The organism is Terriglobia bacterium (assembly GCA_032252755.1).
In the GTDB taxonomy this organism is placed as follows: Bacteria; Acidobacteriota; Terriglobia; order Terriglobales; family Acidobacteriaceae; genus JAVUPY01.
The window spans coordinates 1-16,066 of record JAVUPY010000010.1 but is presented as its reverse complement, the minus strand read 5'-3'; the positions used below and the strand labels follow the sequence as shown (position 1 = coordinate 16,066).

17 protein-coding genes are annotated in these 16,066 nt (G+C 58.6%); 7 read left to right on the top strand and 10 right to left on the bottom strand.

Translation table 11 applies throughout. The features are described from left to right. Positions 1-24 precede the first annotated feature (24 nt). On the top strand, positions 25-795 hold the full coding sequence (gene pepE, locus ROO76_01545; GenBank protein MDT8066828.1) for a dipeptidase PepE: 771 nt from the start codon (positions 25-27) through the stop codon (positions 793-795). Here the strand turns inward: pepE and ROO76_01540 are convergent. Continuing rightward, positions 790-948 (bottom strand): hypothetical protein, encoded by a 159-nt coding sequence (locus ROO76_01540; GenBank protein ID MDT8066827.1) that lies wholly within the window; start codon positions 946-948, stop codon positions 790-792. The genes pepE and ROO76_01540 overlap by 6 nt on opposite strands. 29 nt (positions 949-977) lie before the next feature. After that, positions 978-1,754 carry a hypothetical protein gene (locus tag ROO76_01535; GenBank protein MDT8066826.1) on the bottom strand — a complete coding sequence of 259 codons (777 nt, stop codon included), beginning with the start codon at positions 1,752-1,754 and terminating at the stop codon, positions 978-980. Positions 1,755-1,998: 244 nt separating this feature from the next. On the opposite strand from ROO76_01535, the gene ROO76_01530 reads away from it, so the two are divergent. From ROO76_01530 to ROO76_01515, 4 genes are all read left to right on the top strand, one after another. Continuing rightward, positions 1,999-3,651 (top strand): SpoIIE family protein phosphatase, encoded by a 1,653-nt coding sequence (locus ROO76_01530; GenBank protein ID MDT8066825.1) that lies wholly within the window; start codon positions 1,999-2,001, stop codon positions 3,649-3,651. Between the two features lie 169 nt (positions 3,652-3,820). Beyond that, positions 3,821-4,756, top strand: a complete 936-nt coding sequence (locus ROO76_01525; protein MDT8066824.1) for a bifunctional 5,10-methylenetetrahydrofolate dehydrogenase/5,10-methenyltetrahydrofolate cyclohydrolase — start codon at positions 3,821-3,823, stop codon at positions 4,754-4,756. Positions 4,757-4,882: 126 nt separating this feature from the next. Beyond that, positions 4,883-5,227 carry a hypothetical protein gene (locus ROO76_01520; GenBank protein ID MDT8066823.1) on the top strand — a complete coding sequence of 115 codons (345 nt, stop codon included), beginning with the start codon at positions 4,883-4,885 and terminating at the stop codon, positions 5,225-5,227. 47 nt (positions 5,228-5,274) lie between these two features. Further along, positions 5,275-5,595, top strand: coding sequence for an ankyrin repeat domain-containing protein (locus ROO76_01515; GenBank protein MDT8066822.1), 321 nt, complete (start codon positions 5,275-5,277; stop codon positions 5,593-5,595). A 154-nt stretch (positions 5,596-5,749) separates the two neighbouring features. On the opposite strand, the gene ROO76_01510 is transcribed toward ROO76_01515, so the two are convergent. After that, complete coding sequence (locus tag ROO76_01510) at positions 5,750-7,330, bottom strand: M20/M25/M40 family metallo-hydrolase (protein ID MDT8066821.1); 1,581 nt, start codon at positions 7,328-7,330, stop codon at positions 5,750-5,752. 519 nt (positions 7,331-7,849) lie between these two features. Here ROO76_01510 and ROO76_01505 point away from each other — a divergent pair. Next, positions 7,850-8,296, top strand: coding sequence for a response regulator (locus ROO76_01505; protein MDT8066820.1), 447 nt, complete (start codon positions 7,850-7,852; stop codon positions 8,294-8,296). On the opposite strand, the gene ROO76_01500 is transcribed toward ROO76_01505, so the two are convergent. From ROO76_01500 to ROO76_01470, 7 genes are all read right to left on the bottom strand, one after another. Further along, entirely contained in the window at positions 8,248-9,369 is a 1,122-nt protein-coding gene (locus ROO76_01500) for a chemotaxis response regulator protein-glutamate methylesterase (GenBank protein MDT8066819.1), read from the bottom strand. The two genes, ROO76_01505 and ROO76_01500, sit on opposite strands and share 49 nt — an antisense overlap. After that, positions 9,366-10,271 carry an HDOD domain-containing protein gene (locus tag ROO76_01495; GenBank protein MDT8066818.1) on the bottom strand — a complete coding sequence of 302 codons (906 nt, stop codon included), beginning with the start codon at positions 10,269-10,271 and terminating at the stop codon, positions 9,366-9,368. The genes ROO76_01500 and ROO76_01495 overlap by 4 nt, the downstream gene beginning before the upstream one ends. Beyond that, on the bottom strand, positions 10,268-11,170 hold the full coding sequence (locus tag ROO76_01490) for a protein-glutamate O-methyltransferase CheR (protein ID MDT8066817.1): 903 nt from the start codon (positions 11,168-11,170) through the stop codon (positions 10,268-10,270). The genes ROO76_01495 and ROO76_01490 overlap by 4 nt, the downstream gene beginning before the upstream one ends. Further along, positions 11,167-12,951, bottom strand: coding sequence for a chemotaxis protein CheA (locus ROO76_01485; protein ID MDT8066816.1), 1,785 nt, complete (start codon positions 12,949-12,951; stop codon positions 11,167-11,169). The genes ROO76_01490 and ROO76_01485 overlap by 4 nt, the downstream gene beginning before the upstream one ends. A gap of 88 nt (positions 12,952-13,039) precedes the next feature. Next, positions 13,040-13,855: a flagellar motor protein MotB gene (locus tag ROO76_01480; protein MDT8066815.1), complete on the bottom strand. Its 816-nt coding sequence runs from the start codon at positions 13,853-13,855 to the stop codon at positions 13,040-13,042. Next, entirely contained in the window at positions 13,852-14,649 is a 798-nt protein-coding gene (locus ROO76_01475; protein ID MDT8066814.1) for a flagellar motor protein, read from the bottom strand. Before ROO76_01475 ends, ROO76_01480 begins: the two co-directional genes overlap by 4 nt. Before the next feature lie 50 nt (positions 14,650-14,699). Beyond that, entirely contained in the window at positions 14,700-14,999 is a 300-nt protein-coding gene (locus ROO76_01470) for a flagellar FlbD family protein (GenBank protein ID MDT8066813.1), read from the bottom strand. A 242-nt stretch (positions 15,000-15,241) separates the two neighbouring features. On the opposite strand from ROO76_01470, the gene ROO76_01465 reads away from it, so the two are divergent. Beyond that, positions 15,242-16,066 (top strand): flagellin (locus ROO76_01465; GenBank protein ID MDT8066812.1); only part of this gene is annotated, 825 nt, incomplete at its 3' end.

The following is a 16,066-nucleotide window of genomic DNA, read 5'->3' as shown; positions in this document are numbered from 1 at the left end:
TGCTTCGGGGTTTCGGTTTTCGTTTTGCCGTTTTCCGGTTTTGCCGTTCGCCTTCTTCTGTTCTTCGGTTTCGCGCCGTACAATCATTCCGCCATGATTCCCACCACCTACCGCCTGCTCCTGATCTCCAGTTCCACGGTCGCCGGTACCGGCTATCTTGACCATGCAGAATCCGAAATCCGCGATCACTTCCGCGGGGTCGACCGGGTTCTTTTCGTACCGTATGCCCTCGCCGACTACGAAGCGTATTTTTCCAAAGCCCGCGAGCGCTTCATCCTGATGGGCCTTGACCTGACTTCAATCCACACCGCCGCCAACTCTTGCCGCGCGGTTTCCGATGCCCAAGCTATCTTTATCGGCGGCGGCAACACCTTCCGCCTCCTCAAAGCCCTTTACGACCTGCAACTCCTCGATCCCATCCGCGAACGCGTTGTCGCAGGCATGCCCTACATGGGCGCCAGCGCCGGATCGAACGTCGCCGGCCCCACAATCCGCACAACCAACGACATGCCAATAGTCGAACCACCATCGCTCGCCGCGCTTAACCTTTTTCCTTACCAGATCAATCCGCACTACCTCGACCCCGACCCGGCCTCCACCCATATGGGCGAGACCCGCGAGGAACGCCTGTTGCAATATCTGGAGGAAAACGAAACCCCGGTCGTTGCGATCCGTGAAGGGAGTTACCTGCGTGTGCAGAACGGCGAAATCTGGCTCAAGGGCCGCGCCGCCCGCATCTTCCGCCGTGGCCAACAACCCTACGAAATCAACCCGCCCGCGACGATAGAGTTATAGGAGCACCGGCGACGCGCCCGCCACGATGCCCGTCTTAATGTTGGCCCAGACGCCCTCATCGGGATCCACGCGAACCGCGTTGGTGGTGGTCGTCAGGGCAGGCGAGCAAACTCGCCGGGCTGTTGTTGTCACCCTTGCATTTCTGTTCTTCATATCGCCCGGTCCGCGGTCGTTTGGGTGATCTAGATTCTCGCTAAAGCCTGCACCCATCCGGTCGTGAGCACCCTCCACGGTCCCCAGAAGTACAGCAGTGAGGCAACGAACATCGCTGTCAGCAGAGCCGTTGCTCCGATCGCGAAGGGACGCATCAGTCGCCCGCGCCACCAATCCCACCCAGCCATAAGCAGGATCAACAGCACATTTCCATAAAACATGTAGAAGAACCAGGGAATCGCGGATGTTGGCTGGGGAACGAGATTCCCTGTGAACCGCGCGAATCCCGGGTCGGCCAGCGCGACCGTAGAAAGTATCATCATTCTCCGGTGTGCAGCCGGATTCTTCCTGAGCGTAAGCCCCCACGCCAGCAAAATGAGAAACCCGCCGATGTCAACGATGTTCACCGAAATAAATGGCGGATCACTTGCCGGTGTGTGCAGATCCACTATCTGCGATGCCATTGCCGCCCACGGTCCCATGACCGCCATAAGGCAGGCCCATCCCGCGGCGAACCAGCCCAGCTTTCGATGCCAGGCGACATGATCGCTCTCAACCAGTAGCACCTGCGCCGTTATCACGAAGAGCCAGATTACGAATACCGCAGCGTGTACATTTACAACCATCGGCGGTGTGGGTTTCTCGTGCAAATAGCGCGAGATATCCACGCCGAATCCTGCGATCATCCCCACCCATAGAATTCCGAGCCAGACCACCGAGGCTTTCCGGTCCTCCCGTGTGCTCCACGATCCGCGAACATGCCACTGGGTTCGCTGCCTCTGCACTGCGGCCGCCGCTGTTGTCACCCCACACCCCCCTGCTTTGTGTTCGCAGAACATTGCCTGACGTATTGGTATTCGTCAACGGAATTCTGGTCTAAGATGGTGTGCCGAAACGTGCCGCCGGTATCCAGGCCGCCAGCGCCGCCTCGGTGTCCATCTCCCGCAACTCGTTTTTCCCCTTTTCCCTCCACCCCTTGCCTTGCATTCTTCCCCCTGTCCCAAACCCCCGCTTTTGGACTACAATCCTGCTACTTCTTTCGAACCGACCGTGCAAAGCTCAATTGGACTATCCGCCAAATCGACCTCGAAGCTCTCGCCCGGCCTCGTACTCCATCTGCGCGATGGCCTTGACGAGCACACCGTACCGCTTGAGCGCTTCCCCGTCACTGTAGGCCGCAAACCCGAAAAGGACATCGTCCTCAAGGACGCTCGCGTCTCGCGCGACCACGCCAGGTTTAGTTGCGAGGAAGGGATCTATTTCATCGAAGACGAGGGCAGCCGTCACGGAACCTACGTCAATGGACAGCGCATCAATGGCCGCATCGAGATCCACCCTGGCGACCACATCCAGTTCGGCCCGAGCGTAACCGCCGCGCTGCAGACCGCCAGCGCCAGCAACCAGCAGGTCCTCGAACTCCTCAGCCAGATCCATGTCCCGACGAACAGCAAGAGTTCGGAACTCGAAAAGCTCACGCTCTTCCTCGAAGCCGCCCGTGCCCTCAGTTCCTCAAACGTCCTCACCGATGTCCTGAGCGTACTGCTCGACACCTGCCTCGCCCTGACCGGTGCCGAGCGGGGATTCGTCTTCCTGCGCGATGCCGAAGGCGGCGAGATGAAACTGGCAGTCGGCCGTAACAACAAGAAAGAGCCCATCACCACGGACAAGGGCATCTCGCATTCCATACTGCGCGACACCGTTTCATCGGCAGACGAGTTCATCGTCGCCGACACCACCAAGCTCAGCGACATGGCCGCGCGCCAATCGATCGTTGCCCACGATCTGCGCTCCGTGATCTCCGTCCCGCTACGCATGACCGTACAGCAGAATCGCGAAGGCCCGCAGAGCAGCGAAATCCGCGGCGTTCTCTATCTCGACAGCCAATTCATCTCCGGCGACCTCTCCAAAGTCGATCACCAGATCCTAAAGGCCATTGCCGGCGAAGCCGCGATGCTGCTCGAAAACGCGGTCCTCATGCAGGCCGAAGAAGCCCGCCGCCGCTACCAGCAGGAGCTTTCCATCGCCGCCGGCATTCAGCAGGGCCTCATGCCCGCACGCCTGCCTGATGTGCCTTTCGCGCGCGTGCGGGCTCGAAACGTTTCCTGCCGCGAAATCGGCGGAGACTTCTACGACGTGCTCTACATCAATGGCAAGCTCAACATCGTCCTCGCCGACGTGAGCGGCAAAGGTGTCTCTGCGGCTTTGCTCGCTGCCATCTTGCAAGGCCTCATCTATTCGCAACTGATGGAAGAGCGCACGCTCGCGGATGCCGCTAGCGCGATTAACCAGTTCCTTTGCTCCCGCGATCTCGGCGGCAAGTACGCCACCTTCTTTCTAGGGCGTATTCATCCCGACGGCAACATGGAATGGATTCGCTGCGGCCACGTCCCACCGGTCCGTATCCAGCCCGACAAATCCATCGAGCGCTGGGAAGAGGGGTCCATGCCCGTAGGGCTTATTCCGATCGCTGATTTCGAGATGCACACAGGCCAACTCAAACCGGGCGACCGCTTCATCGTCGTGAGCGACGGAATCACCGAGGCCGAAAACCCCGTTGATGATCTCTTCGGTGAAGAGCGCCTCGAAGGCGCCTGCCAGTGCGATGACGCCTTCACCAACATCATGGAACAGGTCGCCAACTTCCGCGGCTCCGCCGCCCAGAACGACGACATCACCCTCGTCGAGGTCACCTTCAGCGCCTGAGCTTGGTCCGAGAATGCAGCCCACGTGAGTGCGGGGAAAACGAATCGCAGTGTTCCTCTCGTCGCGCGAATGCGCGACGCCAGAAGCAACTCCTGATCCTTAGTGCCCTCGTGCCTTCGTGGTTTCCTTCCTGATAAACTGATCTGTCCCCACCCAGGAGAAACTCCCTTTGTCCACCCAGCATTCCGCCGTGCTCATGTACGGCAAGCCCGTCGCGGAAGAAATCCAGGCTCACCTGCGCGCGGAAGTCCCCGAATTCATCGCCAAATACAAGGTTGTCCCCTCGCTCGCCATCGTCCAGGTCGGCTATAACGCCGCCTCCGAGCGCTATATAAAGAAGAAGATCGAGGCCTGCGCCAAACTCGGCATGAACGCGCAGCTACGGCTGTTCCCCGATGACATCGATGCCGACTCCCTCAAGAACGAAGTCGCCCGCCTCAGCACCTCACCCGAATTCCACGGCATCCTCGTTCAACTCCCGCTGCCGCGCCACATCGAGGAGCACGAGTCCGCCCGCACCAACAAGTTCGATATCTTCGACGCCATCGGAGACGAGAAGGACGTCGACGGCGTCGGCCGCGCTGCCATCGCTTCTCTCTACCGCGCCCGCGCCGAAAAAATCCGCTTCCTTCCCGCCACCGCTCTCGCCGTCCGCCGCATGATGGCCCACTACGGAATCAAAACCCAGGGCAAACTCGCCGTCGTCGTCGGCCGCAACGACATCACCGCCAAGCCCATCCTCCACATGCTCGGCGGACGCATGTGCAACGCCGCCGCCATCTGGTGCCACCGCTACGTCTCCAAGGCCGACCAGGAGCGCCTCATCCGCGACGCCGACATCCTCGTCACCGCAGTCGGCTCCGAACACTATTCGATTACGAAGGAAATGGTGAAACCCGGCGTAGCCATCTTCGACGTCGCCACCCGCGTCGACGAAGCCGGCAAACTCCACGGCGACATCAAGAAAGACGTCGCTTCTTTCGCCGCCTACATGACGCCCGTCCCCGGCGGAGTCGGCCCCGTCACCGTCGCCGCTCTCACCGAAAACGTCTTCCGTGCCGCCAAATTCGCCACCGGCGCCGCGAAACCAGGCTACAGGTTCTGAGCCCTGAAAGCTGAAGCAGGATGCTGGCTAATGCCGTTGGGGATTTCTATCAATACAATCAATGAATGAGAAGCCCTCGCTCCTTAAGTGCGGAACCTCAAACCTTTGTTAGGTGTCTATAGATTTGTGCGGCTACCCACTGCAATAACGACGGTCATTGTTCTTGTAATGACGCTGATCTGCGTGGAGTGCAATCGTGCCCCTGAAATAAATGGCACGTTCGACCTCTCGTTTGTTTGGCGCGACCGGCAACTGCAATCTGCAACGGTTCAACCTGTCGAGCGAACCCTCACCCCGTCGGCGTTGCAGAAGGAGACTATCACAGAGTTGTCGGAGCCATACATCGCCGATACCGTGCGAGCAGCTAACCTCGACGTTGCCAGCGGATCAATTCGGATTGCGGTTTCCGGTCGTCCGCCTTACTTTGTGCAGGTCGCTCCGGTGACGATTACAACGCCAGACTTTTCGTAATTGAGCATTGAGTTGAGCAGGAGAACACCGAACAAATACGGGCTTTCGTGCGCCGATACGGCAACGTGAACCAACGAGAACTGCCCTCTAGGCAATCAGCGTTAGCAATAGCAGCATTAGGTCGGCATGACAAGAGTGTAAGGGTGTTGTTGGACTTGGGAGCGGACGTAAATGATGCTGATTACATCGGCATGACTCCACTGATGGATGCTGTCTCTGCGGACGATGCGACCGCAGTTCGGATGCTTCTCGCCGCGGGCGCGAACACGACCGTGACTAACAAATCGGGAAGGTCAGCATTGTCGTTAGCGCAGGAACTGCATCACGCTGGAATCGCCGAGTTGCTGCGTACACCCACTCTTCGTTAGTTGATGAGAAATCGGCGTAACATAATCTATCCCAAGGTGCTGGATACGTTTCACTGCCACCCACGTGCCAACTTGCGCGCACAAAAAAGGGCGCAGCCCGCGCCGCGCCCCGTGTGATTTAGTTTTGCCGTTTTTCCCTTAGCCGTTTTGCCGTTTATTTCTTCTTCTTCCCTGCCTTCACCGGCTCGGGCGGCTTCGGTGCCTCTTCCATCTTCGTATCTTTTGGAAGAGCTTTCCGTGGCAGCATCTCATCACGCATCGCAGCGTTATATAAGAAGGATGCCAGGATCACCGATGCCTGCATCATGTCCTCGCGCTGAATGCGATCGTACACGTCCATGTTCGAGTGATGCGTTCGCGAGAAGTATTCCACCGGGTCCTGGATGAACTGGAATCCCGGAATCCCGACGGCATCGAACGACAGGTGATCCGTCCCGCCCGTGTTCCGGTTCGTGATCGTTGTGAACCCAAGATCGCGGAACGGCTCGCCCCACGCCTCGAAGATCGGCGCCACCATCGGATTCTCCTGCGTATAAATCCCGCGCAGCTTCCCCGTCCCGTTATCGATGTTGAAGTATGCCGCGACCTTTGTCTGGTCCTGCTTCAGCATCAGCGTGCCCTGCTCGCCGCGCATGAAACTCGGCAAACCGTTGTCCTGCCCCGGCCGTTGCGGCGGAGCTTCACGCTTTCCAAAGTGATCGGAAACATACGCGCGCGAGCCGAGCAGGCCTTCTTCTTCGCCGCCCCACAACCCGATCCGGATCGTCCGACGCGGCTTTACTCCCAGCGATTGCAGAATCCGCATCGCCTCCATCGTGACCGCCACGCCCGCGCCGTCGTCCGTGGCGCCCGTACCTGCGTGCCACGAATCGATGTGCCCTCCGCACATTACGATCTCATCCTTCTTATCGGTGCCGGGGATTTCCGCGACCGTGTTCCACGAGTTCCCGTCATTGCTGTCGTCGAACTTCGCCTTGACCTCAGCCTCGACCGTCACCGGCACCTTGCGATCCGCCAGCCGCGCCAGCCGGTTGAAATGCTCCGCCGCCATGTATACCCACGGCACTCCTTCAGCCTCGCCCTTCTTGTATGCCTGTGAGCCGCCAACGAAGATCAAACCCTCGTCTCCGCGGCTGCCTTCGATCACCAGCGCCGGTTTCTCATCGGCAATGAACTTCTGCAGCTCGCGTTGGAACGCAAACCGTCGAATGATATCTTCGCGTGAAAAGACCCGCCCGGTCGGATCCGTAAACCGCGCGCCTGGAACGTTGTAAGCGCCGATCTCCGACAGACCCTTATCGTCGTAGCGCTTCAGCGCTGCTTCGTTCTGTGGCTTCAAATCACGTACTTCGCCCAGCAGCACGATCTTGCCGGCGAGCGCGCCCTTCAGTTTCTCCAGATCTTCTTTCGTCGTGGCATTGAGGTGCACAACCTCGCCCTTCACCACCCCATTCGTTCCAGGCGTCCACGCCTTGGGAATTACATAAAGTTGCGCACGGTCCGGAGAAATCATCTCCACCGTCGCTCCATCCGTCTCCCATCCGCGCCCGAACGGAAACGTCTCCAGGTGCGCATTCTGCAATCCCCAGCCTGCCATGGTGTCGCGAGCCCATTCATTCGCTCGCTTCTGGTTCGCCGAACCCGTAAGCCGCTGCCCCAACCGGTCCGACATGTCCTCCATGATCTCCATCACCTTGGAATTATGAAAACCCTCATTTCGAATCTTCGTCACCATCTGAAGATCCGGCTTGTCGCTAGAATTCTGTGCCGCAACCGGGACCGCGCACGCCGCGCATATCAATGCAATTGCAGCAATAACCACAGAGTTCACTACTCGGCCGCTTCTCATCACCAGTGAATCCTTTCAGAAACAGCTCGATCCGCGCCTCTCAGATCGAACTGCAAAAATGAGTAAGAATGTGCGGACGGAGTGTAGCACCTGCGTGCCATGCGCCTCCCGTGAAATCATTCACTCGCGTGCCTTCTCACTGTAAAGAATTCTGAAGAAGTTCAGTAGCTCTCGAGGCTCCAAAGAGACGCGGAGCATCGTGGTTCTACCTTCTCCATAAGGACGCGCGACGATCTTCGCCAGTTCCGTTTCCTATTTTGGATTCCCAAAATGGATCAACCTAAGTGAAGCTGAACCCGCAACCGTCGTGAGCCCGCTCGATCCGCGCCTAAATCCCTGATCCCAGTCGCATTCGCCACAAATTCGTTTGGAACTCCGTTTGCTTTTCTTCTGACGGAGCTCCGAATGGAAACTCGCACCGAACCCGCGCCGCCCAAGACCATCCTCCTCGTCGAAGACGAAGATTTTGTTCGCAACGTCACTCGTGAAGTCCTCGAACTCCACGGGTATCAAGTCCTTGAAGCCATCGACGCCGATGAGGGGTTGGAACTCTATGGGGAGAACATTGACATCATCGACCTTCTCCTCACCGATGTCGTGATGCCCGGCAGAAACGGCCGTGAATTCGCGAATCAACTGCTCGCCCTGCGACCCGGGCTGAAGGTCATCTTCATGTCCGGCTACACCGACCGTGCCGTCGTGCGCGAAAGCTTTTCCGATCCCAACCTCAACTACTTGCAAAAACCTTTCACGCTCGACACTCTCGCCGACAAAGTCCGGCACGTGCTGGAGCAAACGCCACCTCATACCTCAACCTGCGACCCAATGCCGATGCCGTCCCTTGCACCGTGAGAGCACCGTGTCACGGCGGCGATAATTTCATTCGCGATCTCCGGCAGCGGCAAGACCTTGCTCACCACTCCCGCCGTGGCGCACGCCTTCGGCATTCCATAGACGACGCTCGTCTCCTCGTCCTGCGCCACCGTATAACCGCCCGCCGCATGAATCGCGGTCATCCCTGCCTCGCCATCGTTTCCCATTCCCGTCAGGACGACTCCCATTGCGCGAGGCCCCAGCACTTCTGCCGCGCTCAACATCGTCACGTCCACCGAAGGCATGTGCAACGTGTCGCTCGGAGTCTTCGTCAACCGCACAGCGTACCGCGAATACGATTTCTGTTGGATCGCGACGTGCCACCCCGCGGGGGCAATCAGAACCGTTCCGGGCTCGATCAAGTCATTCATCTCCGCTTCTTTCACGTGAATGCTGCACATACCGTCCAACCGCGCCGCGAAAGGTGCGGTGAACCCAGGCGGCATGTGCTGAATGATTACAATGCCTACCGGCAAATTCCCCGGAAGCACCGGTAGAATTTGCTGCAGCGCCCTCGGTCCCCCCGTCGACGATCCGATACAGACCAACGAGGGCGCCACTCCCATCGCGCGCGGATCCCTGGTCTGGCGCCAGACCTCATTGTGGATGCTCCCGTTCTTACGCCTGTTCCGGAGCCGGCTCTCCGCCGCCGCCTTGATCTTCGCGATCAACTCTCTCCGGATCTGTGTTACATCCAGTCCCCCCGCGCCATGCTTCGCGACATAGTCGAACGCCCCATATTCCAAAGCCTGAAACGTGGCATCGGCTCCGTCTTGCGTCAGCGAACTCACCATGATCACCGGTCTCGGATTGCTCGCCATCAACGCCTGTACGGCTTCCAAGCCGTTCATTCGCGGCATTTCGATATCCATTGTGACCACGTCGGGATCGAGTTCTGCTGCCATATCAAGCGCCTCGTATCCGCCATGCGCACAACCCACGACTTCCAGTTCGGAGTCCGACTGGATTATTCGCTTCAGTGCCAGCCGGATGAACGAACTGTCATCCACGACCAGCACTCGTACAGTCCGGGCTTTTGCTTCCTCTCTCATCGCAAACGAAACAGAACCGTCACCAGTTCCCGAACCTCGTTGATGTAACCGTCGAGTTCATACGTGAACCTCTCCAGGTCTGTGCGCCACAGCACCGGAAACTTCTCCGCCAGGAACTGAAATGCGCTTTCCTCGGTCAGGCACACGCAACGCTTCTCAGCAAAGCCGTATCCCAAGCCCCGCAACCGGCACAGTTGATCGGCGACACTCACCAGAGCCACCGACTCCCGTGCTACCGTGGCCCGCTCGAACTCGTGATGCCGCCGGATTACTTCTTTCAATTCCGCATCCAGGCCCCACCGTTCTGCCAGTAGTGCCCCCGTCACACCGTGTCCGAAGCCGATCACCATCGGCTCCGTTTCGTCGAACCCCCGGCCCTCTTCTCGCGCAATTCGCGCCGATTCGAGAAACAGCTCCGGGACCACGGTCATGTTCACGATCAACCCGATGTCGTGCAGCAATCCCGACAGGTACGCCCGCTCTGGTCCCTGGAATCCGATCCTGCGCGCGAACCTGCGGCTCACCAGGGCCACTCCCAACGAGTGCTCCCAAAGCGTCTTCACATCGAAGCCGTCCCCCTGGTTTGGAGCCATCTTCAGGATCGAGCACGTAGTCGCCATCTGCCTGACCCGGTCGATTCCCAGTGCCAGAACCGCGCCCCGGATCGTCGACACATTCTTGTACCGCCCGAACAGCGGCGAATTCGCCATCTGCAAAATTTGTGCGGCCAATGACTTGTCGTGTCCAAGCAGTTCAATAACCCTCTGCACGTCCACTGTTTCCGGCGGCTCCTGCAGCAGTTTCAGCAACGGCACCAATATCGCCGGGATGCTCGGAATTCGATCCAGCGCCCCAATCTTTGCCGCCATCTCATCCACCGAAATCGCATGCATCGTGCTCATCGTCCTGCCATCACTTTCTGTGACTTCAGGTACCCGGTCGCCGTGGGGTAGTGAACCAGTTTGAAATCCTCTGAAACTCCAAACAGCGACTCCGCATGACCAAGGAACAGGTGCGAATCCGCAAGCAGGTTGTTATAGAAGTGCTGCACCACTCGTCTTTTGCTCGCGGTATCGAAATAAATGAGGACATTGCAGCAGAAGATGACGTCCATCCCCTTCATGAACACCATCCTCGAATCGTCAAGCAGATTGATGCGGCTGAATCGAACTTGCGAACGAACCTCGCGTTTTACCCGGTACAGATCACCTTCGCGTTCGAAATACTTATTCAGGTAATACCCCTTCACGTTTCGCAGCGCATAATCGCCATAGATTCCTGCCTGCGCCTTAACCAGCGAATTCTCGTTCAAATCGCTTGCCAGCACTTCGAACGTCCAGTTCTTTAACACACCGGCACTGTTCTCGATCAGCAGGATTGCCAGCGTGTACGGTTCCTCACCCGTCGAACACCCTGCACTCCAGATCCTCACATGATGCAGCCCCTGTCCCATCTTCCGCGCCACCAGTTCCGGCAGAATCACGTTCTGCAGCGCGTCCAGTTGCGACTGGTTCCGAAAGAAGCAGGTTTCGCCTACCGTGATCTCGTTCAGCAGATTCTTGATCTCCGCCGCTCGTCCCGCGCGTGACGTCAGGAAGCTGAAGTACTGCATCAGCGAAGTCGCGTTCACCACCGCCATGCGCCGCATGCAGCGTTCCTCGAGCGATCGAAATCGCGACTCCGGTATGAATATCCCGCATTCTTCGTAGACCAGGTTCCGGATCTGTCCCACTTGCGCGCTCGTCGCTGCGACCGTTCCCGTTGCATCGACCCCGATCGGCCTTGGTGCGGGCGACGTCATTGCACACGACCTGCGCATGAACGTTTCGCTGTTTCCACCAGCGATGCCGGATCGAGCACCAGCCTCACGCGTCCATCTCCGCCAATCGTCGCTCCCGTAATGCTCGGGGCCTCGCGTAGGAACTCGCCCATTGGCTTGATCACCGTCGATTCCTGTCCCAGCAACCGGTCTACCAGCAGCGCAATCCGCATGTCCCCCAGCGCCAGAATCACCGCCCGGCAGTTCTGCATCTGTGCCCCTTTGACGCTAAATATCTCGCCAAGCCGCAACACAGAAACGGTGCAACCGCTCAGGCAAAGCACCTCTCGTCCATCGACGAGATGAAGGTCCGCGTTCTCCACCCGAACCGTTTCCTGCACCGCATGTAGCGGCAATGCATACACCTCCTCTCCGACACCCACCAGCAGCACTGGGAGAATTGCCATCGTCAGCGGCGCTCGAATCCTGATCGTCGTGCCCTTTCCCTCCATGCTCTCCAATTCCACCGTCCCGTTCAGCTTCTTCACATTGCTGCGGACCACATCCATCCCGACGCCGCGGCCCGACACATTGTTCACCTTTTCCGCCGTACTCATCCCCGGGAGAAAGATCAAGTCCAGGATTTCCCGCCGCGAGAGCATCTTCGCCCGCTCTGCGGCAACAAACCCCTTCTCGACTGTCTTTGCCAACACCAACTCCGGGTCGATGCCTTTTCCATCATCCGCGACACAAATCACGATCTGATCGCCCTCTGGCCGCGCCTCGACGACAAGCGTTCCGTTCTCCAGCTTGCCCGCAGCTTTTCTCTTCTCCGCCGTCTCAATCCCGTGGTCGATCGCGTTCCGCACCAGGTGCACTAGCGGGTCACTGATCTGCTCTACCATGGTCTTGTCGATCTCTGTTTCCTGACCGCGAATCACCAGTTCGACATGCTTCCCAAGCGCTCCCGCGACATCCCGCACCATTCTGGGCAATCGGCGGAACACCGTCTCGATCGGCACCATGCGCGTCTGCAGGCTCGCCGTCTGCAGTTCATCTGTGATGAAACTCAACCGCGTCGCCGAGGAATTCAGCGCACCGTCCATCTGTTCTTTAGAAATCTGTCCCCCGCTGACTTCTCGGCTTAACTGCACCAGGCGGTTTCTCTCCAGCACCAATTCCCCGACCAGGTTCACCAGGAAATCCAGTTTGCGCACGTCCACACGCATGGTCGTGTTGTCCGACACCGACGCCACGATCCCCTGCTTGCTCAACGCCTGCTCGATGTGGGTGGGCGTCGCGATCTCGTGTTCGACCAGTACTTGCCCGAGTTTTTTCCCCGTGCTCTGCGACTCGGCCAGCGCTGCGTTCAGATCCGCTTCCTCGATCACCGGCTGGGTCGACAATATCCCGCCGAGCTTTACGTGATTCGCCCCCTCGTGCGCCGTCTTCAGCGCCACAATCAGCGACGCATTGTCATACTGCAGTTCACGATGATTCGCAACGTCGGCAAGCATGGCGCGCACCCGATCGCACACCCGAAGCATCACGTCGGTAATCGCCGCCGTCGGTCGGCACTCCTCGCGCCGCATCGCGTTCAAAACGTCTTCCGCCTCGTGCGTCAGTTCGACAATGAAATCGAACTGCAGGAAGCTCGACGTCCCCTTGATCGTGTGCATCGCGCGGAAAATCCGGTTGAGAGTCTCGTTATCGCTCCCGCCTTCGATCCCGAGGAGGTCCTGCTCCATGCTCTGCAGTTGCTCCTCGCTCTCGGTGACAAATTCCCTTAACAAACCCTCGTCCTGTGCCAGATCATCCGACATATGAGCTTCTTGTGGCATACCCTTCCCAAGTCGTGATGTTCGACGTGAGACGGTGGCTCTGTCCCCTTTTATCGACCCACATTGGGCTTCACTTTATCGGCCGTTCAGCCTCCCACTGCTTCTCAGGAACGGATCTTCCCGAAGTCCCTTTCGCCAGGATGACCAAATCCACTCGCCGATTCATCTGTCTTCCCTCTTTCGTCGCATTGGTCGCTGTCGGATGAAACTCGCCGTAGCCCGATGCCGACAACCGCTCGGGCGCAAAGCCGTGCTCCTGGATCAGCTTGCGAATCACTTCCGTTGCACGCGCCGTCGACAACTCCCAGTTCGACTTGAAATGCGCTGTGTGAATCGGGACGTTGTCGGTATGACCCTCGATCCTTACGTTGCACGGATACTGTTTGATTAATCCGGCGACACGCCCGAACGATTTCTCGGAATCCTTCCGCATTACCGCCGACCCGCTATCGAAAAAGCCCAGTTCCCGAAGGCTGATGACCAAACCATCCGGGCCGATGTGCAGCGCAATTTCGTGCCTTTGAATTTCCTGGGCCAGCGCATCCTCAAGTTCGCGCTTCAATGTCCCAAGATCCGGACTGCTCATCGGCGGTCCTAGCACCTTCGGCGGTGTCATCCGCGCCAACTCCTCCAAATCCGAGCGCGGCTGCGCCGGCCCTCCGCCGCCATCCTCCGTTGGAGGACCAATATTTTTCCCCTGGAACACCCCCATTTCCTGAAAGGCCGTCTGGATGGCAAACGCTAATTGCCCCATCTTCTTTTTGTCCACCTGCGACGACGCGTATAGCACCACGAAAAACGCGAACAGCAGCGTGATGAAGTCGGCGTACGACACCAGCCAGCGTTCATGGTTCTCGTGCGCGGGATGTTTCTTCCTCCGGCTCATGCCTCCGCCTCGGCCTGCGCTTTCTTCGTCTCCTTCGCCTCTTCCTTCTTCGTCTCCTGCAAATACCCCAGCAGCTTCGTCTCGAGCATCCGCGGGTTCATTCCCTCCAGAATCGAAATCACTCCCTCCAGCGTCATCTCGCGCAACATCTGCTCCTCCCGCATTCGCAGCTTCAACTTGCCCGCGGTCGGCAGGAAAAAGAGGTTTGCCGCTCCCACGCCATAAATCGTCGCCACGAATGCCACTGCAATTCCCCGTCCCACTTCATCGATGTTCTGCAAATGCTGCATCACCTGGATCAACCCAAGCACCGCCCCGATAATTCCGATAGTTGGCGAAAATCCGCCGGCCGACTCGAATACCTTCGGCACGTGCTCATCGCGCTCTCCGATGTTGTCCAACTCCAGTTCCATGATCTTCCGCAGCTCTTGTGGCTCCGTCCCATCTACCGCCAGCATCAGCGACTTCTTCAGGAAGGGGTCCCCAATCTTCTCCGTCTCCGCATCCAGCGACACGATCCCGTTCTTTCGCGCCTGGTTCGCATACCCTACAAGCTGAGTAATCATCTGCCCCGCATTGAGTTTCGGCTCTACAAACACGTCGATAAACCTTCGGAATGCCGTCAACACGATTGGCAACGGAAACTGCAATAACACCGCCCCAAACGTCCCCCCAAACACGATCATCGCCGCCGTAGGCTGTAATATCTGGCCGAGATTCCCTCCCTCGATCAGCAGCCCGGCGGTAATTCCGCCCAGTCCCACCAGCACGCCGCTCACGCTGGCCTTATCCACTAAATGCCCCCGTTCTACTTCCGTTCACAAGCAAATACCCGGTGCTCCATTCATGCCTTTTTTGGATCTGAGTGGGGTGGTTCACGCTCGGCCTCTCCCGAACTTTGCGCCTTTGCCGCTCCGTGCAGGTCCGCCAATAGTTCCCGCCGAAACACAACCACCCGCCGGACCACCTCTTCCGTGCTCTCCCGCACCACCAGCTTCTCCCCCGTTACCAACGTGATGACGGTGTCCGGCGCCTGCTCGACGAGCTTGATCAGGTCGGCATTCACCACCAGCGGCTGATTGTTCAATCGAGTCAACTGAATCACGACACCCTCGCTCCGCAAATCATCACGAAACTTTTTCATCGGCACCGAAGACCTTTTTCTTCATTTCCGCCGATGTCCGTTCTTTGGTTTCAATGGCACGATGGTCCGGTCGTCCGATGGCACGATTCATTACTTCCGTACCATCTCCCTAAAGCTCTCTCTCGCCCTGCCGATGAAATATCTGAAAACGGCCAAGGTTCCAAAAGCGGAACTCGGCAGCGGGCACACAGCTCGCGCTTGTAGCGACTGCCAAGCGGAACCCCACGCACAAGGAGAAACTTATGTCACTCAGCATTCTCAACAACATTCCGTCACTGGCCGCGCAAAACCAGCTGTCGATCACCGGGGCTTCGCTGCAGAAGACGCTCTTCCGGCTTTCTTCTGGCTCGCGTATCAATTCCGGCGCAGACGACGCAGCCGGCCTGGCCATCGCAGACGGCCTCCACGCCAACGTCACCGCGCTGACACAATCCGCGCGTAATGCCACCGACGGCATTGGTATGTTGCAGGTCGCCGACGGTTCCCTGGGACAGATCACCAGCCTGCTGAACCGGGCCGTCACCCTCGCCACCGAAGCCGCAAGTGACACCGTCACCAGCGACCAGATCACCGCCCTCAACGCCGAATACACGCAGATCCAGGATCAGATCGACAAGATCGGCGGCAAGACGACCTACAACGGATCGGCAATCTTCGGGCGAACTTCGGCAACCATCTTCATGAGCGACGGAAGCGGCGCTGCCAACGCCACCTCCCTCGATATCTCCAGCGCTCTTGGCTCCGTGGATTCCGCGGGCCTCGGCCTGACCGCCACCGGTTTCACGGACTCGACGGGAGCCGCCGCAGAACTCGACCTGATCACCAGCGCTATCGGAACCGTAGCCGGCCTCCGCGGCACGGCCGGCGCCTACATGAACCAGCTCCAGAGCGCGACCAACGTCATGAATAACCAGGTGCAGAACCTCTCCGCCTCCGAGGACGGGATCCGCGCCGCCGACATCGCGCAGGAAGTCGCGAACCTTACGAAGTTCAACATCCTGAACCAGACCGGCATCTCCGCTCTGTCTCAGGCCAACCAGATGCAGCAAAGCGTGCTCTCTCTGTTG